This window comes from Synechocystis sp. PCC 6803 substr. PCC-P, assembly GCF_000284455.1.
Lineage (GTDB): Bacteria > Cyanobacteriota > Cyanobacteriia > Cyanobacteriales > Microcystaceae > Synechocystis.
Map to the genome: position 1 here is coordinate 3,327,772 of NC_017039.1, position 18,745 is coordinate 3,346,516.

At 48.4% G+C, this 18,745-nt stretch carries 17 protein-coding genes, 1 tRNA gene and 1 rRNA gene; 11 read left to right on the forward strand and 8 right to left on the reverse strand.

Features of this window, described 5'->3' with window-relative positions; genetic code table 11:
- Window positions 1-18 precede the first annotated feature (18 nt).
- The 4 genes from rrf (at window position 19) to SYNPCCP_RS15450 (ending at window position 2,877) form a co-directional block, all read left to right on the forward strand.
- Window positions 19-136, forward strand: a 5S ribosomal RNA gene (gene rrf / locus SYNPCCP_RS15435).
- A gap of 200 nt (window positions 137-336) precedes the next feature.
- The gene (locus SYNPCCP_RS15440) at window positions 337-1,098 is read left to right on the forward strand and encodes a hypothetical protein (protein ID WP_010874155.1); all 762 of its coding nucleotides are present in this window, start codon (window positions 337-339) and stop codon (window positions 1,096-1,098) included.
- A 2-nt stretch (window positions 1,099-1,100) separates the two neighbouring features.
- Window positions 1,101-1,643 carry a DUF427 domain-containing protein gene (locus tag SYNPCCP_RS15445; protein WP_010874156.1) on the forward strand — a complete coding sequence of 181 codons (543 nt, stop codon included), beginning with the start codon at window positions 1,101-1,103 and terminating at the stop codon, window positions 1,641-1,643.
- 37 nt (window positions 1,644-1,680) lie between these two features.
- Complete coding sequence (locus SYNPCCP_RS15450; protein WP_010874157.1) at window positions 1,681-2,877, forward strand: GNAT family N-acetyltransferase; 1,197 nt, start codon at window positions 1,681-1,683, stop codon at window positions 2,875-2,877.
- A 192-nt stretch (window positions 2,878-3,069) separates the two neighbouring features.
- On the opposite strand, the gene SYNPCCP_RS15455 is transcribed toward SYNPCCP_RS15450, so the two are convergent.
- Window positions 3,070-3,153: transfer RNA gene (locus SYNPCCP_RS15455), tRNA-Leu, on the reverse strand.
- A gap of 146 nt (window positions 3,154-3,299) precedes the next feature.
- Between SYNPCCP_RS15455 and SYNPCCP_RS15460 the strand changes: the two genes are divergently transcribed.
- From SYNPCCP_RS15460 to proC, 4 genes are all read left to right on the forward strand, one after another.
- A complete protein-coding gene (locus SYNPCCP_RS15460) occupies window positions 3,300-5,102 on the forward strand; it encodes an aspartate kinase (protein ID WP_010874158.1) in 1,803 nt (600 codons plus the stop codon).
- A 200-nt stretch (window positions 5,103-5,302) separates the two neighbouring features.
- Window positions 5,303-6,298, forward strand: a complete 996-nt coding sequence (locus SYNPCCP_RS15465) for a toll/interleukin-1 receptor domain-containing protein (RefSeq protein ID WP_010874159.1) — start codon at window positions 5,303-5,305, stop codon at window positions 6,296-6,298.
- A gap of 221 nt (window positions 6,299-6,519) precedes the next feature.
- The gene (locus SYNPCCP_RS15470) at window positions 6,520-8,604 is read left to right on the forward strand and encodes a M3 family metallopeptidase (RefSeq protein WP_014407162.1); all 2,085 of its coding nucleotides are present in this window, start codon (window positions 6,520-6,522) and stop codon (window positions 8,602-8,604) included.
- A gap of 133 nt (window positions 8,605-8,737) precedes the next feature.
- Window positions 8,738-9,541 (forward strand): pyrroline-5-carboxylate reductase, encoded by an 804-nt coding sequence (gene proC, locus SYNPCCP_RS15475; RefSeq protein ID WP_010874161.1) that lies wholly within the window; start codon window positions 8,738-8,740, stop codon window positions 9,539-9,541.
- 14 nt (window positions 9,542-9,555) lie between these two features.
- Here proC and SYNPCCP_RS15480 read toward each other — a convergent pair whose 3' ends face one another.
- The 4 genes from SYNPCCP_RS15480 to SYNPCCP_RS15495 form a co-directional block, all read right to left on the reverse strand.
- Window positions 9,556-11,025 carry a glycoside hydrolase 100 family protein gene (locus tag SYNPCCP_RS15480; protein WP_010874162.1) on the reverse strand — a complete coding sequence of 490 codons (1,470 nt, stop codon included), beginning with the start codon at window positions 11,023-11,025 and terminating at the stop codon, window positions 9,556-9,558.
- Between the two features lie 196 nt (window positions 11,026-11,221).
- The gene (locus SYNPCCP_RS15485) at window positions 11,222-11,899 is read right to left on the reverse strand and encodes a class I SAM-dependent methyltransferase (protein ID WP_010874163.1); all 678 of its coding nucleotides are present in this window, start codon (window positions 11,897-11,899) and stop codon (window positions 11,222-11,224) included.
- A 36-nt stretch (window positions 11,900-11,935) separates the two neighbouring features.
- Window positions 11,936-12,184, reverse strand: coding sequence for a hypothetical protein (locus SYNPCCP_RS15490; protein ID WP_020861940.1), 249 nt, complete (start codon window positions 12,182-12,184; stop codon window positions 11,936-11,938).
- On the reverse strand, window positions 12,181-12,615 hold the full coding sequence (locus SYNPCCP_RS15495; RefSeq protein WP_199303515.1) for a putative toxin-antitoxin system toxin component, PIN family: 435 nt from the start codon (window positions 12,613-12,615) through the stop codon (window positions 12,181-12,183). Before SYNPCCP_RS15495 ends, SYNPCCP_RS15490 begins: the two co-directional genes overlap by 4 nt.
- 297 nt (window positions 12,616-12,912) lie before the next feature.
- Between SYNPCCP_RS15495 and speA the strand changes: the two genes are divergently transcribed.
- Window positions 12,913-15,000: a biosynthetic arginine decarboxylase gene (gene speA / locus SYNPCCP_RS15500; protein ID WP_010874165.1), complete on the forward strand. Its 2,088-nt coding sequence runs from the start codon at window positions 12,913-12,915 to the stop codon at window positions 14,998-15,000.
- A gap of 82 nt (window positions 15,001-15,082) precedes the next feature.
- Here the strand turns inward: speA and SYNPCCP_RS15505 are convergent, their stop codons facing one another.
- The 3 genes from SYNPCCP_RS15505 to SYNPCCP_RS15515 all read right to left on the reverse strand — a co-directional run bounded on the left by SYNPCCP_RS15505 (window position 15,083) and on the right by SYNPCCP_RS15515 (window position 17,712).
- Window positions 15,083-15,835: a hypothetical protein gene (locus SYNPCCP_RS15505; RefSeq protein ID WP_223211306.1), complete on the reverse strand. Its 753-nt coding sequence runs from the start codon at window positions 15,833-15,835 to the stop codon at window positions 15,083-15,085.
- Between the two features lie 81 nt (window positions 15,836-15,916).
- Complete coding sequence (nadA, locus tag SYNPCCP_RS15510; protein ID WP_010874167.1) at window positions 15,917-16,873, reverse strand: quinolinate synthase NadA; 957 nt, start codon at window positions 16,871-16,873, stop codon at window positions 15,917-15,919.
- Window positions 16,874-16,965: 92 nt separating this feature from the next.
- A complete protein-coding gene (locus SYNPCCP_RS15515) occupies window positions 16,966-17,712 on the reverse strand; it encodes a cytochrome c biogenesis protein CcdA (RefSeq protein ID WP_010874168.1) in 747 nt (248 codons plus the stop codon).
- Window positions 17,713-17,996: 284 nt separating this feature from the next.
- On the opposite strand from SYNPCCP_RS15515, the gene SYNPCCP_RS15520 reads away from it, so the two are divergent.
- Both SYNPCCP_RS15520 and SYNPCCP_RS15525 read left to right on the forward strand, forming a co-directional pair.
- Window positions 17,997-18,257, forward strand: coding sequence for a hypothetical protein (locus SYNPCCP_RS15520; protein ID WP_010874169.1), 261 nt, complete (start codon window positions 17,997-17,999; stop codon window positions 18,255-18,257).
- Window positions 18,247-18,609, forward strand: a complete 363-nt coding sequence (locus SYNPCCP_RS15525) for a type II toxin-antitoxin system RelE/ParE family toxin (protein ID WP_010874170.1) — start codon at window positions 18,247-18,249, stop codon at window positions 18,607-18,609. The genes SYNPCCP_RS15520 and SYNPCCP_RS15525 overlap by 11 nt, the downstream gene beginning before the upstream one ends.
- The last annotated feature ends 136 nt before the right edge of the window (window positions 18,610-18,745 follow it).

Below are 18,745 nucleotides of genomic sequence, written 5' to 3' on the forward strand. Positions count from 1 at the left end.
CAAAACCCAAAAATCTTTCTTGGTGTCTTTAGCGTCATGGAACCACTCCGATCCCATCCCGCACTCGGTTGTGAAATGTGACAGCGGCGACGATACTCTGGGGGTTGCCCCACGGCACAATAGTCCGATGCCAAGTTCCTCTTTCTTCAAACCCCCCAACGAGTAGTTGGAGGGTTTCGCTTTTGGCGCTGATGGGCTGATGGAATGATAAACATGGATAGTTGGCAGAAATAGGGTTTTCTTTCCTGTGCCATTGCTTGATAATGGTGTTAGGAGATGGCTATATGGTTAACTTAGCGATTTTCGTTGATTTATTCCTAGATAGGTATAAAGACTGTGGTAATTCCAACCCTTAAGGCACCCAATCGTAATGGACGAGCAAGCATTATTGTGAATGCCAAGGTGAAGCAGGAGGGTCGCTTAATTGCGGCTTCCCCTGTGACGGAAAGAATGGTCAATGCTTTGAAGGAATCGATCGCCGGTTGTTCCCCGGAAACGATTATTGAGACAGTGGCGGTGGCTAGTTTATGGTCGGATCAGGCCCAGCAACAAACCCAAATGGGGGGGCGAATTTACTGCCCGTTGACAATTCAGTTACCCCATTGGTTGGATTTTCCGGGACAAAGTATCTACCAGGCATGTCAGGAAATTAATGCCCGCCGTCAGTGGGTGAGCCAACAGCTTAATTTGCCTTTGTGTAGTGATGATAATTGGTTGGGGGATCATTGGTTACCGATTATTGTGACGGTCAATGGTATACAATTCTTACCTCTAATTTATGAGGGGATGATGCCCAATGCCTATGAGATGGTGTCCTGGGATTTACCCCCCTACCAACGCTACCAAAGTAGTTTAGAGAATTTGGCCCAGGCTTTGCTCAAGGAGCTAAAGGCTCCGCCAGCGGTTTATTTGCTACAGTTTAGCCTTGCCCAAGGATTATTATTTGACCGCCTTTGGCCATTTCCAGCGGCGCCGGCCATTGCCACCATTAACCACGGCCACGCCAATCTGTACACTTACCATTGGTGTTGTTTAAATAATCTGCCCCTACCGACTGGTTTGGACGATCGCCAACCCCAACAATTACTGAGCCTTTGACCATGCCCCAACCCATTACCCCCCAACCAGGGCAGGAGTCGGTGTGGGACTATCCCCGTCCCCCCAGAGTTGAAGCTTCTAGCCAAAGGGTCGTGGTCGTTTGTGAGGGGATCACCATTGCCGACAGTTGCTTGACCCAACGGGTGTTAGAGACAAGCCATCCACCGGTTTACTACTTTCCTCGCCAGGATGTCCGGACTGAGTATCTGGATATATCTACTAGACATTCCTATTGTGAATGGAAAGGGGAGGCTGGTTATTATCATTTCAGTTTAGGCGATCGCCGGCGAGATAACGTGGCCTGGTTTTACCCCACTCCCAATCCCAGTTTTAGTGCTATCAAAGATTACATAGCCTTTTACCCCAGTAAAATGGATGCTTGCTATGTGCATGACGAATTGGTCACTGCCCAGCCAGGGGATTTTTATGGGGGTTGGATTACAACCAAAATTGTTGGCCCTTTTAAAGGAGGCATTGGCACTTGGGGTTGGCGATTAGCCAGTCGATGCAGGGGCTGGTTGCAGCGGAGAGCAATATTTCGTTAGATTACCGAAAAGCACCCGATTGCTGTTGCAATTAACCATGGCCAAGTCCCATTCTTCTGGTTTGACAGTGCGTTGGCACCATGCGTTGGCGGAAATTCCCCAACCCCAGTGGGACCGTTTAGCCGTCCCCCTACAAACCCCCTTTCTCGAATGGCATTGGCTCAATAACTTAGAAACTTCCGGCAGTGCTGTCCGTAATACTGGCTGGCAGCCTTGTCATCTGACTGTATGGCAGGGGGAAACTCTACTAGGAGCAGCGGCTTTATATCTTAAAGGCCATAGTTACGGAGAATTTGTTTTTGATCATCAATGGGCCGATTTGGCGCAACGACTGGGCATTGACTATTATCCAAAGTTGTTGGGTATGGCTCCCTTTACCCCCGCCGAAGGCTATCGTTTTTTAATTGACCCTGAAGCTAATGAATCTTTGGTCACCCAGATTATGGTGGAAGCCATCGACCATTTTTGCCAAACCAATCAAATTTCCGGCTGTAATTTTTTGTTTGTCGATCGCCAATGGCAAAAGCAAATGGAAAGTTTAGGTTTTACTAGTTGGTTGCACCATAGTTATATCTGGCAAAATCAAAATTTTCAAGATTTTGACGATTATTTGCAAATTTTTAATGCCAATCAACGGCGTAATATTAAACGAGAACGAAAAGCGGTGCAAAAGGCTGGCTTACGCATTCAAGTTTTACAAGGAAATCAAATTCCCCATCATTTTTTTCCTGCAATTTATCGTTTTTATAGTAATACCTGTGACAAATTCTATTGGGGTAGTAAATACCTCACTAAAAAGTTCTTTCAGTCTTTGTACGAAGATTACCGGGCTAGGGTAGTTTTGGTGCTAGCCTTTCCAGAGCATGATGATCAACATCCCGTTGGTTTATCTTTCTGTTTACGCAAAGGCGATCGCCTCTATGGTCGCTACTGGGGAAGCCTAGCAGATTATGATTGTCTGCACTTTGAAGCTTGTTATTACCAACCCATTCAATGGGCCATTGGGGAAAACATTCAACTATTTGATCCAGGGGCAGGGGGACGCCACAAACGCCGTCGAGGTTTTCCCGCCACAGCTAACTACAGTTTGCATCGTTTCTATCACCCCAAAATGCAACAAATTTTGCAAATCTACATCGATGAAATTAATGCCATGGAGCAGGCAGAAATTGATGCCATTAACCAGGATTTGCCCTTTAGTAGAAAGGAGGTTAGTTTGGCATTAGAACAATAAAAGCTGACTCAATTATCCTGCTCACAAGACTGACAAAATAGCTCTCTTCTATTGGGAGAGTATCATTTCTACCAAATCTTCTGGAGCTTTAGCAACTTGATAAAAAAGACAACAGCAGTGGAAGGCAAATTACTCCTAGGAGAAATTTGCCGAGTTGATAGTAAACCTTGATCAACTCAAATAGAGTTAGAATGCGGAACCCGGGACTTGAACCCGGAAGTCCTTACGAACACTAGAACCTGAATCTAGCGCGTCTACCAATTCCGCCAGTTCCGCTTGCGGTGGTTTTGCTTACCGAAAGACCATCATCCCCCAGGATTGACTGGAAGTCAACAGGCTTTTGTCAAGAAATAATAGCGGCTTAATTTTTTTGATACCATGGGGAACTGCCGACTTTTCCCCGGCCCTATCCCGAAATCACCATGGCATTAATCGTTCAAAAATTTGGCGGCACTTCCGTTGGCACTGTGGAGCGTATTCAAGCGGTGGCCCAACGCATTAAACGAACTGTGCAGGGAGGCAACTCCCTGGTGGTGGTGGTGTCGGCCATGGGAAAAAGCACCGATGTGTTAGTGGATTTAGCCCAACAGATTTCCCCCAATCCCTGTCGCCGGGAGATGGATATGTTACTTTCCACCGGGGAACAGGTATCCATTGCTTTGCTGAGTTTAGCCTTGCAGGAAATAGACCAGCCCGCCATTTCCCTCACCGGAGCCCAGGTGGGCATCGTCACCGAGGCCGAACATAGCCGGGCCCGCATTCTAGAAATTCGTCCCGATCGCCTGGAGCACCATTTAAGGGAAGGGAAAGTGGTGGTAGTGGCTGGTTTCCAGGGCATCAGTAGCGTAGAACATCTAGAAATTACTACCCTGGGACGGGGCGGCTCAGACACCTCTGCCGTGGCCCTGGCGGCGGCATTGAAAGCGGATTTTTGCGAAATTTACACCGACGTACCGGGTATTCTCACCACTGATCCCCGTTTAGTGCCGGAAGCCCAACTGATGGCGGAAATCACCTGTGACGAGATGTTGGAATTAGCCAGTCTGGGGGCGAAAGTACTCCATCCCCGGGCGGTGGAAATTGCCCGCAATTATGGCATTCCCTTGGTGGTGCGTTCCAGTTGGAGTGATGAACCGGGCACAAAAGTAGTGGCTCCCCCGGTGCAAAACCGTTCCCTGGTAGGGCTTGAAATTGCCAAGGCAGTGGATGGGGTGGAATACGACGCCGATCAAGCCAAAGTCGCTCTGTTGCGAGTGCCCGATCGCCCTGGGGTGGCATCAAAATTATTTCGGGATATTGCCCAACAACAGGTGGACATTGATTTAATTATTCAATCCATCCATGACGGCAACAGTAATGACATTGCTTTCACTGTTGTCAAAGATTTACTCAATACAGCGGAAGCCGTTACCAGCGCCATTGCCCCGGCCCTACGCAGTTACCCCGAAGCGGATCAGGAAGCGGAAATTATTGTCGAAAAAGGCATCGCTAAAATTGCCATTGCCGGAGCCGGTATGATCGGTCGTCCTGGCATCGCCGCCAAAATGTTCAAAACTTTGGCCGATGTGGGGGTCAACATTGAAATGATTTCCACTTCGGAAGTGAAAGTTAGTTGTGTTATTGATCAACGGGACGCAGACCGGGCGATCGCCGCTTTATCCAATGCTTTTGGGGTAACTTTATCTCCGCCGAAAAACCAAACGGACACTTCCCATTTACCAGCGGTGCGGGGGGTAGCCCTGGACCAAGACCAGGCCCAAATTGCCATTCGCCACGTACCCGATCGCCCTGGCATGGCAGCCCAACTGTTCACCGCCCTAGCAGAAGCCAACATCAGTGTGGACATGATTATCCAATCCCAACGCTGTCGCATTAATCAAGGCACCCCCTGCCGGGACATTGCTTTTATGGTGGCGGAAGGGGATAGCAGTCAGGCTGAGGCGATTTTGCAACCCCTGATCAAAGATTGGCTCGATGCGGCCATAGTTGTGAACAAAGCCATTGCCAAAGTCAGCATTGTCGGTTCCGGCATGATTGGCCATCCGGGGGTGGCGGCCCACTTCTTTGCTGCCCTGGCCCAGGAAAATATCAACATTGAAATGATTGCCACGTCGGAAATCAAAATCAGTTGTGTGGTGCCCCAGGATCGGGGAGTGGATGCTTTGAAAGCTGCCCACAGCGCCTTTAACTTAGCTGGCACGAAAACCGTCACTGTTCCAGCTTAGATCCTACTTTTCAAACACTCTTTAAAGGATTAAAAGAATATCTTTACTTTACGATTCACTTACCCTATCTATGAATGCTTTGAACTACTGGCTGAGCTGATCAGTCAAGTCGGAGTTCTGCTTACTTCTCGCCCCGTTAGCCAAAATACAAAATAACATTAACGTATAGTCTTAACCATTATTAGACGATTCAAATACAAATGACCAGAAATGTCCAGTTTGAAATCGCACTCTCCTTCGCAGGCGAAGATAGAGAATACGTTGATCGCGTCGCCAATCTTTTGCGTGAGGCTGGTGTAACTGTTTTCTATGACATTTTTGAAGAAGCCAATCTCTGGGGCAAAAACCTCTACGACTATCTTTCTGAGATTTATCAGGATAAGGCATTATTTACAATAATGTTCATTTCGGAACACTATTCAAGAAAGATGTGGACAAACCACGAACGGCAGGCAATGCAAGCTCGGGCCTTCCAAGAGCACCAGGAGTACATTCTTCCTGCACGCTTTGATGAAACCCCTATTCCGAGCGTCCTCCCAACAGTTGGCTATATTTCACTTCGAAGCAAGACACCCGAGGAATTCGTCGAAACAATCAAGCAAAAACTTATCGCTACTGGAAGAACAGTGCCATCCGCTTCGCTCAGGCGGGACTTCTTCACATTTGAAACCATTCTACGGCGTGAGCCAATCCATGCCACAGTCACCGTTATTGACTCCTCAGAGAAGCCGGTCGCATCCGCAATCGTTGTAGCAATCGCAGACAACAACACAACTAAGCAAGCTCAAACAGATCACTCAGGCATTGCCAAACTTGACATACCAACACGTCGGAAATACCAGTTGTTAGTCGCACATCCACAGTATCCCGGATCCATAGTTTCAACTTGGGATCCAGGATATGATATTCGAATAGTTGTGACTACAGTAGAGAATACAGGCTCAGTAATCTGCCATAGTACCTGCCACATTCCGGGTTTAGAGGGCCGCCTTAATCCAATACTCGATACCGGCTTTCGTAAGTATCTGTACGCCGACAACATCGCTATCGACGGCGGCAAACAACAACCGGCACACTTCGAGATAGACTCCCCAATTGAATTAGAAGACTCGAACGGCCTAGTTATGCTAGTGCGGGTACTTCACATACAGGGCAGAACATCGCTCATCCAATATGTACGACCCTGCAACGCCTAACGCGCCTTGCACGATTTTTTGGAAATTTGCCCGAGTTTTGGTTAAATGCACAACATTCAGTCGATTTATGGGATGTGGCCCAGGCAAGTGAGGAAGATATTTCCAAAATTCGGCCACTCAACGTTGTCTGATTTTTTCATTGCCTTCATGCCAAAATTTAGGGAGTGGTTTATCCACAAACCTTTTTCCTGCGACTTAAACCTTTCCGTTTTTCCATCACCATGACCCACACCGCCGTTGCCAATCCGCTCCTTCAAGGCCGGGACTTGCCTGCCTTTGACAAAATTCAACCCACCGATGTGGAGCCCGCAGTGACTACCCTGGTGCAGGAATTAGAAGCCCAATTAACTGAGTTAGAAAAATCTGTGCAGCCCACCTGGGAAGGATTGGTGGAACCTCTGACGGCCCTGGAAGAAAAACTGAGTTGGACCTGGGGCACCGTTTCCCATTTGATGGGGGTGAAAAATAGCCCCGAATTGCGCCATGGCTTTGAACAAGTGCAACCGTTAGTGGTAGGTTTCATTAGTCGGTTGGGGCAGAGTCGTCCCCTTTATGAAGCCTTTGTGGCCCTGCGGGATAGCGCTGAATGGGGAAATCTAGAACCAGCCCAGCAACGGATTGTGGAAAGTAATATCCGGGAAGCGGAACTAGGGGGCGTAGGTTTAACGGGGGAAAAACGGGACAGGTTTAACGCCATTCAATTGGAATTAGCGGAACTGGCCACCAAATTTTCCAATAACGTGTTGGATGCCAGCCAAGCGTTTGAGTTGAAACTGACCACCAAGGAAGAAATTGCCGGCTTGCCACCGAGTTTATTGGCTTTAGCCGCCCAAACTGCCCAACAGAAAGGGGAAGACAATGCTACTCCCGAGGAGGGCCCCTGGCTAATTACCTTGGACTATCCTAGCTATCTTCCTTTTATGAAATATAGCCAACGGGAGGATCTGCGGGAAAAGGTTTACCGGGCGTTTATTCGTCGGGCAGCGGATGGGCAGTGGGATAACCATCCCTTAATTGAGAGAATTTTGGCGCTACGGTTGGAAAAAGCCCAGTTGCTAGGTTTTGAAACCTATGCAGAGTTAAGTTTGTCCCGCAAAATGGCCCCCAATGTGGCCGCAGTGGAAAAACTGTTGGAGGAGTTACGGGTTCCCAGTTATAAGGCGGCGGAGCAGGAATTTGCCGATCTACAGAAATTTGCTGGGGTGGAAGAGCTACACCATTGGGATACGGCCTATTGGTCAGAACGGCAACGGGAACAGGAATTTGATTTTGATGCGGAGGCTCTGCGGCCCTATTTCCCCCTACCCCAGGTACTGGAAGGATTATTTGCCTTGGCTAAGCGACTATTTGGGGTCACCATTCAAGCCAGTGAAGAAGAGGTTCCTGTTTGGCACCCGGATGTGCAATTTTTCCGAGTGTTGGATGAATCGGGCACGGCGATCGCCAGTTTTTATTTAGATGCCTACAGTCGGCCGGCGGAAAAACGGGGCGGTGCCTGGATGGCGGATTGCTTAAACCGGGGTCAGGAATTAATCAATGGGCAAAAATCCCTACGTTTGCCAGTAGCTTATCTAATTTGTAACCAAACGCCGCCGGTGGGGGATCAGCCCAGCCTGATGACTTTTTACGAAGTGACTACCCTGTTCCATGAATTTGGCCATGGGTTGCAGCATTTACTAACCACCGTTAATTACAGCGGTGCGGCGGGCATCAATAATGTGGAATGGGATGCGGTGGAACTGCCCAGTCAGTTTATGGAAAATTGGTGCTATGACCCCACCACCCTGTTTAGTTTGGCCAAGCATTACCAAACCGGGGAGACTTTGCCCCAGGCGGAATACGAAAAAATCCTCGCCACCCGCAACTTTATGACCGGCTCTGCCATGCTCCGGCAGATTAACTTCAGCCTGCTGGATTTAGAACTACACCACCGTTACCGTCCCGACGGCCCGGAAACCATTGAGCAAATTGGCGATCGCCTGGCGAAAATCACCACCATTTTGCCTCCCCTGCCGGAAAATGCTTTCCTCTGCTCCTTTGGCCACATCTTTGCCGGGGGCTATGCCGCCGGTTACTACAGCTATAAATGGGCGGAAGTACTCAGTGCCGATGCCTTTGCCGCCTTTGAGGAGGTGGGCTTAGACAATGAAGCTGCGGTGCAAACTACGGGTAAACGTTTTCGAGAAACGGTGTTGGCCTTGGGGGGAAGCTTAGCGCCCGCAGTGGTCTTTGAAAAATTCCGGGGGCGACAACCGCAAACTGCTCCGCTGTTGCGTCATAACGGTTTGTTACCCAGTGCAACCTGATCAATTGCCCGATTGATGAATTGAGCAATGAACCCTAGCAACTCCCCTATCTCCCCGACTTAGCCATAGGATTCGGTGGAGTTGGGGGTTCAAGGTATAATTCTGAATACTATTGGGAATAGCCTAAATTACAGTGTCCATTCAACTCGGTATCATCGGCGGTGGAGTAATGGCTGAAGCCATCCTGGCCCGCTTAATCGCAGAAAAGACCTATGCCCCAGAAGAAATAATTGTGGGGGAGCCCCACGGTGCCCGGCGGGATTATCTCCAAAAAACCTATCAAGTTCGGGTTTCCCCCGATAACCAAGAGGCGGCTAATGTTTCTGAAGTGCTGCTGTTGGCCGTCAAACCCCAGGTGCTAGACCGGGTGCTAGCCAGTTTAGCAGGAGGAGCCAATCGTCCCCTGGTAATTTCCATTTTGGCCGGGGTTTCTCTGCAAAGAATTCAAAAGGGTTTTCCCGACCATGCCATCATCCGGGCCATGCCCAATACCCCCGCCACCGTTGGGGCCGGTATGACGGCGATCGCCGCGAATAAAATGGTGGAGCCGGATCAGTTGGCTAAGGCTAAGGCCATCTTTTCGGCGGTGGGCAATGTGGTGGAGGTGCCGGAAAATTTAATGGATGCGGTGACGGGGGTTTCCGGTTCGGGACCGGCCTACGTAGCTTTGATGATCGAAGCCCTGGCCGATGGTGGTGTTTTGGCCGGATTACCCAGGGCGATCGCCCAAAAATTGGCTTTGCAAACAGTGTTGGGCACAGCGGAGTTAATCAAGGAAACGGAGGAGCACCCTGCCCAGATTAAAGATAAAGTTACCAGTCCGGGGGGCACCACCATTGCTGGGGTAGCGGTATTGGAGAAGATGGGTTTTCGTTCCGCCATCATCGAAGCAGTGCGGGCGGCCTATCGCCGTTCCCAGGAATTGGGCAAAAAATAAATGGACAACGGAATTTAATGCAGCGCTTGATGCAAACTTTTCAAACTAGGCAAATCGAACATCAAAGCATCGTCGGGGTTAACTTCTGTGAAATGGTGTACTAGCAATAGGCCCACAATGGTCCAGGTTTGGTAGGAACGGGATTGTTGCCCGACCCAAAAGCCCGTGGGGCCATCAAAATATTCAGCCCATTTATGCTTGGGCAAACGGCGCAAAAGCACCTCATAGTTATTGCGAATTAGGTTCCCCATTTCCGCATACTCCACCGTGCCGTAGTTGGAATGGCAGCTATGGCGGAGCACCGCCACCACCAGAAACCAAAATAAACAGGGCCAATGGCCGGCGTTGTGGTAGCACCAGGGTAAATTTTTGCGGTCAAAGCCGGTTTTACTGCGCCAATCGTCATCTTTGAGGGGGGGATGGCAAATCCTCAGGGGCATTTGGGCACATAACTCCCGCTGATTATTTAATACCAAACGGAAAAAGGAACGTTGCTGGGCCAAGCTAGTGACATCGAAAATTGCCCCCAAGCAATTACCCAGGGAGAAAAAGCGAAAATCGGGGCGACCCGTGCGGATATTGCCGATTAAATAGCCTCCCCGATCGCCGAGCCAATCCTGGAGCCAGTTGGGAATGGTTTCTGTGTGGACATTATGTTCGTTGCTGGCTTCTTCACCGTACTGTTCCGTGGGACGGCGGCGGAGAGCTTGGACAATATTGCAATTAATCCAATAATGCTTGAGCAGATAGGTGCGGAGTTTTTTGAGCCAATCCACACTCAGGTTAAATTGATGACTCTGCTCCATCGTGAAGCTGTCAAAAGGATGGTCTTTATTGCTGCAATAACCCTTCGCCTTGAGGTCGATTAACAGTAACCCCGCCGCACTTTTCAGGGCTCCGTAGAGCAGGGTTTGGATTTCCAACGGCGCTCCCCACACATCCATGGGGCGGTCAATCATAAAGGCCCCGTCGGGCACAAACAAAGTGGGTGCATCCCGAAAGACTGGATGGAGAATGAGGTTTAAAAACTTTTGTAGCCCCAATTGCACATGGGTTTGTCTAGCCCAGGCTTCATTGCCGGTTCTTTGCACGTAGTAATAGGCCAAAATAGGCCACCAGAGGGACGCATCCACCGAGCAAACTCGACCGATCGCCCGTTGGCCATAGTCTGCCTTGAGTTCATGGTTTTCCGTTTCCACAAAACTAGTGGGAAAAATGCCGTAGGTGGGAAAGCCCTTACTTTGGAGGGTGAGGCAAATTTCCAAAAAGTTTTGGACAATTTCCGTTTCATTTTGCAGTAACAAGAAGATCATCACCGGCACATTGTCCCGAATGAAAACTTCCGTATAGTTCAAATCATGGTGATCCGATTGGGGAATGGCCGCCACCGTCCCCACGTATTGCCCATTGATTTTGACCATGGCTTTTTCGTAGAGCAAACGGCGGGCCTGGTCTAGGATTTGTTGAGCCTGGGGGGATTTCATAGCAAAAGATTAGGATTAATCTATGGGTCAAACTTAATTTTCCTGAACTAGTCTGACGATGTAAAGCATTTGGTTTGCTAGGCTGACAGATAGTAGGGTTCTAGCTCGTTCCCTCAATATCCAATATCCCAACACTGGCAGATTTTTACCCGGCTTTCCCTGAAACTGGTGGATCAGGGGATTTTTAAAATTTACCCTAGGCCGACAGATGGGCGATCGCCACATTGCCAATGGAGCTATCAAAACTAACATTGAGCAATGTTTGCCAACGGGCTAAAATTTCCTGTTCTCCCCTACGGTTAATGTCATCCAAAATGATGGTGCTGTGGGGTGCCAATTGCGGTTGGAAAAAAGGCACTGCAGGAAACCGGGAATATTGAATGTCTTCTCGGTAGGCGGGCGGTCCATCTACTAACAGGCAATCAATGGTTTTGCTAGCGGGCAACTGGTGACGGATCTTCTGGCGATCGTACCACTGTCCATTGTCCAAGGCCAGTTCGCAGGGTTCCAAGGGGGCATGGATGAGCTGGACATAGGTGGTCAACTCTTCCCTCGCCAATGCATCATGCAAAAAATTTAACCAATCCAAATTATTTTCGATACAGTGGAGTCGGCCCTGCAAACCATTGCGACGAAATAAACGGGCAATGTACAACGTAGATACTCCACCACCACATTCCACAATGGATAGATGTTTACGAATTAAAATCGTGTTGAGAATTTGTACCAATCCACTGGGGCGGAGGGCATAGCCACTCCAAGGCAAATAGTTGCCTGTCAACGGAGCCAAGTACTGCATGGCCAAGCTATCTTCCCAAATTTCTTGCAATCTTTGGTGGTCTGTTTCTGGAGGCAGGAAAGAAGGATTGGGCATACAGATTAATTACAAAAATCAGATTAAAGCTTGAGGTTAACATTCGTTTGGTATTCTGTCATATGGTTCCGGCTCAACATCGGGAACCTTAGACAAAATCGCTTCATACTTTAACCGACTACCTCTTGTAGCTCTTTCTTTAAGATAATTTTCAGTCATTAAAGCAGAGACTTTTTCGGCGATCGCACTAGATATAAATTGGTCTATGGAAATTCCATCACGAGTGGCAAGGTCAGACAAGCTTTTGTGTAATGAGTCAGGAATTTGAACTTGAACAATACTCATGGCAACTTTCCTATTACGCGTAAAAACTCTGAAGGCTCCAGGACATTTAACCCAAACTGCTCTACGCCGACAAAATCACGAGCGTTATAGGTGATTATAGTCTGACAGCCCGCTTTGACGGCAAGCTCTAACACCATTTCATCTTTGGGATCACGTAGGAAAGGTCGCCAAAGAAAGAAAATTTCATGTCGTATTCCTACTGCACAGTAGAAATCAATTAATTCACCAACTTCTTCAGAACTCAAGTAAAGGTTCGGCAATTCCCGTAGTAAAACTTCTTCGTATTCGAGCAGTAAAGGGACTGACAAGTGCATGTCAAATTGCTCTGTACCAACCAGGGTAAGTAACCTAAACGAACTACCACGCCTAGACCTTAATCCAGCAATAATAGCTTGTTTGCAAAGTTGTATTTTGCCCCCTAAATCCCCCAATACTGGGGGACTTTTAATACTTTCCCCCCAAACTTGGGGGGCTAGGGGGGCATTTAAAACAGACTCTAACGACTTGGGGTAATGACATTAAAAACTGGAAAACAATTCATATCAATAAGTCTCAACTCTATCACGGCAAGAGTGGAGTACGGTTTGAAGCCCATTCCAGCACTTTATCATCAAATTTAATCAGGGGTTAAACAGCGATCGCCCCCTCAGAGTCACTGGGCAAGTTGGGATAGTTCACTGTAGTTGGGCTTAAAATCAAAGGCAGTTTACTTACCGCTGGAGCAAGCCATGGAAGGGCAGTCAATCGAACTAGAACTAAGTGTCATGGCAATGCCGGAGTTAATCGACAGTACTGAAGCAGGCCATACCGCCGGGGTGAAAACTGATTCCAATCCCCAGGCGATCGCCCAAGACCGTCGTTGGACCATTGACGACAGCGAAAACCTCTACCGCATCACTGGTTGGGGGGAACCTTACTTTTCCATTAATGCGGCCGGCCATGTGACCGTTTCTCCCCAGGCTGACCATGGGGGAGCGTTGGATTTGTACGAACTGGTTAAGGGTTTGAGGCAAAGAAATATTGGCTTGCCTTTACTGTTGCGCTTTTCTGATATTCTGGCTGACCGCATCAATCGCCTCAATGCGGCCTTTGCCCGGGGCATTGCCCGTTACCGCTATCCCAACACCTACCGGGGGGTTTATCCCATTAAGTGCAACCAGCATCGCCACATTGTGGAATCCCTGGTGCGCTACGGCACTCCCTATAATTTTGGCTTGGAAGCCGGTTCTAAACCGGAGTTGATGATTGCCCTGGCTATGCTCCAACCCCAGGAGAACCCAGAGCCGGATCAACAAAATCAGCCTTTACTAATTTGTAATGGTTATAAAGACCGGGAATATATTGAAACCGCCTTGCTAGCCCGTCGTCTGGGGCATCGGCCGATTATTGTGGTGGAGCAGGTAGCGGAGGTGGCCTTGGCCATCGAAATTTCCAGCAATCTGGGCATTAAGCCAATTTTGGGGGTACGGGCCAAACTGAGTACCCAGGGCATGGGCCGTTGGGGCATTTCCACTGGCGATCGGGCTAAATTTGGTTTAACCATCCCGGAAATGTTGACGGCGATCGAGCAACTGCGCCGAGCTGATATGTTGGACAGTCTGCAATTGCTCCATTTTCACATCGGTTCCCAGATCTCTTCCATCTCTGTGATCAAAGAAGCGATGACGGAAGCCAGCCAAATTTTTGTCCAGTTGGCCAAGCTGGGGGCCAATATGCGCTACCTGGATGTGGGGGGCGGACTAGGGGTGGACTACGACGGTTCCAAAACCAATTTTTACGCTTCCAAAAATTACAACATCCAGAATTACGTTAATGATGTGATTTCGGCAGTGCAGGATGCCTGTGTGGCCGCTGAAGTGCCCTGTCCTGTGCTGATTAGTGAAAGCGGCCGGGCGATCGCCAGCCATCAGTCAGTACTCATTTTTGATGTTGTGGCCACCAATGACATTAATCCCCCCTTGCCTAAGGTGAAGGGCAAAGACCATGCCATTTTGCGTAATTTGATGGAAACCTGGGAAACCATTACGGTGGATAATTACCAAGAGGCGTACCATGATGTGGAACAGTTTAAAACTGAAGCCATTAGTTTATTTAACTTTGGTTATTTAGGTCTGAAAGAAAGGGCTAAAGCAGAGGAGCTTTATTGGGCTTGTTGCCGCAAGATTTTACAAATTTGCCGTCAGCAAGAATACGTCCCCGATGATTTGGAAAATTTGGAAGTTAACTTGGCTTCTATTTACTACGCCAATATGTCGGTGTTTCAGTCGGCCCCGGATTCCTGGGCGATCGATCAACTTTTCCCGATTATGCCCATCCACCGTTTGGATGAAGAACCCACCCAGCGGGGCATTCTGGCGGATATTACCTGCGACAGTGATGGCAAAATTGACCAATTTATTGACCTGCGGGATGTCAAATCAGTATTGGAATTGCATCCTTTAATAGAAGTGCATCAGCCAGGGACTCCCCCCAGGGTGGAACCCTATTATTTGGGCATGTTTTTGGTGGGGGCTTACCAAGAAATTATGGGTAATTTACATAATTTATTTGGGGACATCAATGTGGTGCATATTCAGATGAATCCGAAAGGTTACCAAATTGAACATTTAGTGAGGGGGGATACCATCGCCGAAGTGTTGGGCTATGTGCAGTACGATCCCGAAGATTTGCTGGAAAATATGCGCCGCTACTGTGAACAGGCCATGGAAGATAAACGTATGAGCTTGGAGGAAGCCCAATTATTGCTGGAAAATTACGAGCGCAGTTTGTTGCAATACACCTACCTCAAGCCCACTTCAGGCATCCACACCAGCTAAATTGACGATGGTGGGGAATGGTAGAGCATTACAAAATATTCAAATCTCCTGTTCTCAATTCAGAACAAATTCGCCTCTTTGCCTATTTGCTTAAGCGCTTATGGGGCAGGAACTGGTTATCAAAATTGGGTCTGGCCTGACTAGGGGGTTGGGCAGTGGCCGAGTCAGCGATGGGTCGCGGGGCTTCGGGATTGGCCACTGGAATGGTGGTGGTGGTATTGCCACTAGAATTAGCCGGAGGCATGAGGTTAGCGGCCGTATCAGAAGAGGCTGGAGTTTCCGTGGTAGCTACTTCTTCCGTTACCTGAGTTGTTTCCGTTGTCCCACCCGGTTCCGTTTGTGCTGTGGTGGTTTCTTCAATAACGGCAATGTTCGTAGTGCTTTCTGTTGGGGCGATCGCCGTGGGGGTTTCTTCGGTGGGGACTTTGGTATCAGGGCCGCCATTGTTAGCAGTAGCCTGGGGGTTGGGGGCAGTGGTTTCCACCAGGTAGGATTCCCCTAATTTTTCCGGGCCAATGAAAATGGGTTCAAAGGCAACTTCTCCCCGGATGCTCAGCACGGTGCCTTTACGGGGTAATTGGCGATCGGTTTTGACCCAGACCCGTCCGGTTTTATCTTGAATTTGGTAAGCACCCCCTTCCAAAAATGGGGCCACATTAACCACAATGCCCTGGATATTCACCGTCCGTTGATTGGAAATTTCCTCCAGTTTGGCAATGTCCAAATATTCCTGGGCCATGCCAAAGGGATTGATGGGGCTACAACTTACCATCCAGCCACTCAGGAACAGGGGAAAGAATAGTTTTCGACTTACCCAGGATAGCTTGGCAGTCATTGTCGCCCTCACAATCAATAGCTTCTCGACCACCATACTAGCCTATCCCGTTAATAATCCCGGAGCCTGATTATGCCACCCCTAGGACATGGCCAGCATTCTCTGGATCGGTTTCAGAGCCGCCGCCATGGTGGCCTCCGGTAAGGTAATCTCCGGCGATCGCCGTTGCATAGCCCAGTAGAGTTTTTCCAAAGTATTCAAACGCATATAGGGACACTCATTGCAGTCGCAATTGCTGTTATTGGGCAGGGGAATGAATTGCTTAGAGGGGGAAAGCTTTTCCATTTGGTGAATAATGCCCGGCTCCGTACCAACGATAAATTCTTTGCCCTGGGATTTACCCGAATAATTCAGTAACGCTGTGGTGGAGCCGATAAAATCTGCATGGCGCAGAATGGCTTTTTCACATTCAGGATGGGCAATGATTTCCGCCTGGGGATATTGAGTTTTCAGCTCCAGCAAACGCCGTTCCGAAAAGGTTTCATGGACAATGCAACTACCCTGCCACAACACCATTTCTCGCCCCGTTTGCTCCATAACGTAACGACCTAAATTGCGATCGGGGGCAAAAATTATCTTCTGATCCGGCGGCAATTGTTGAACAATTTTCACCGCATTAGAACTGGTGCAAATAATATCGCTCAGGGCTTTAATTTCCGCTGTGCAATTAATGTAGCTAATCACCAAATGGTCAGGGTGGCGTTGCTTAAACTCGGCAAATTCCCGGGGGGGGCAACTGTCGGCCAAGGAACAGCCGGCCTCTAAATCCGGCAAAAGTACCAACTTATGGGGATTAAGAATTTTGGCCGTTTCCGCCATGAAATGCACCCCGGCAAAAACGATTACATCGGCATCGGTGCTGGCCGCCTGTTGGGATAACCCCAGGGAGTCCCCTAAATAATCAGCAATGTCTTGGATGGCCGCTTCTTGGTAATAGTGGGCCAAAATCACCGCATTCAATTCCTTTTTCAGACTCTGAATGGCTCCCACTAAATCACGGGGCAGGGTTTCTTGGGGCGGGGCAACGGCGGTGAACACTATGTTTCGGCTCCTGGAATATTTATAGTTAAAACTACCATAAATATTTTATCATAAAAATCAGTGGGGCATGGGCCAGCGCTTCATCTAGGCTAGGATAACCACTGACCCAGGGGCAGTCGGGAGAGCAAGGTAATCACCCCAAAGCCCAGCAAAATTGTGCCGCTGAGGGGATTGAGCCAACCGGACCATTGCCGCAGTTGCAATAACCGCTTTAAACTGCCAGCAAACAGGCCAACTAAAATAAGCGGGGCAACGTAACCAACGGTATAGGCCAACAAGAGACCACTACCCAGTAACAAATCTTGGCGACTGGCGACCCAAGCTAGCAAGCTGGCCAACACAGGGGTGCTACAGGGAGAGGCGATTAGCCCAAAAGTTAGTCCGGCCAATAGGGCCCGCAAAGCCGGGGGAAAATCGTCTTTGATCCAATCCGTTGCCCCTAAACTGGGAAACTGCAGGGGTAATAATTCCAACAGGTTTAATCCCATTAAAATAGCCACCAAACTCACCAAAATCGGTAAACCTAGCCCAATTTGTCCATAAATTTTTCCCAAAGCCGCTGCCCCCAGCCCCAAGCTAGCCAAAGTAATGGCCAACCCCAGGGCAAACCAGAGGGATTGTCTCAAAGATTGCAGGCGATCGCCTTCCGTGGTCCCGCCAATGTAGGCAATGGTGAGGGGGAGCAGGGACAGTAAACAGGGGGTCAAACTAGTGACTAGCCCCGCTAGTAGGATGATCAGTAAACTAAGGGGAGTTAGTTGTCCCAGTTGTTCCACCACTAGGCGATCAGCCCATTGCTGGAGAAAAAAAAGCTGATTTTGCAGAGATTGCCACATTACACAGTTGCCCAAAAAGCCAAAAATAAGTCTGAAATTTGCCGGCTGCCATTTCGCCCCTGGTTTATTGGCGGGGTCAAACCAGAGGAAAGATTAACACTTCTCCGACAATGCTAAGCAATTCCCAGCCATCTTGCCAAAGCTCATCGTCCTAAAGTTAGACATTCCCCCCCTGCCCCTCAATGGAGAGCAGATAATAGAATTCTGTGAAAGTGGGTTTCCGGACGGCGATCGCCTAGATGGAGTTTGTTATGGTGGTATTGGTTTTGTTGTAAAGAGGAATAATGATGAGAGCTTTTGAGGTAATGGCCACAGTTAAAGATTCCAAACAATTGCTCTTGGATAGTGATTTGCATTGGAATACCAGCCGAGTCAAGGTGATTATTTTGGAATCAGATGAATTGGCATCAAAAGGAAGTGAGTTTGATCCTGATGACACGCCTGTCGAAGAAATTAAGGTGAGTTTGAGGAAGGCATTAGAGGAATATAAACAAGGAAAAAGAATTCCAGTAGAAAATATGTGGGAGGGAATTGATGTCGAATAATCTCCATTTAGTCAATATCGACTTCACCCCCGAATATAGGAGAAGTTTAAAATATTTAGCCAAGAAATATCGAAATATTCGTTCTGATGTTCAGCCCATTATTGAGGCTTTGCAAAAAGGCGTCATTAGTGGTGATCGCCTGGCAGGGTTTGGCTCTGATATTTACGTCTATAAGCTTAGAATTAAGAATAGTAATATTCAGAAAGGGAAAAGTTCTGGCTACCGATTAATTTATTTACTCGAATCAGAAAACAGTATTTTGTTGTTAACCATTTACAGTAAAGCTGAACAAGAAGATATTGCCGCTAGTGACATTAATTCAATTTTAGGGGAGTACTCCATAGAAGACTAAAAGGGAGATCACTGCTATTAAATTTTTCTGACGCCACGCCCCAAACCGTTTGTCGGTAACTTATCCTGTTCCCCTGCATAAAATAGAATATTCACCGTTGACCATGAACTAATATTGCCGGAGAGAGAACCATCCC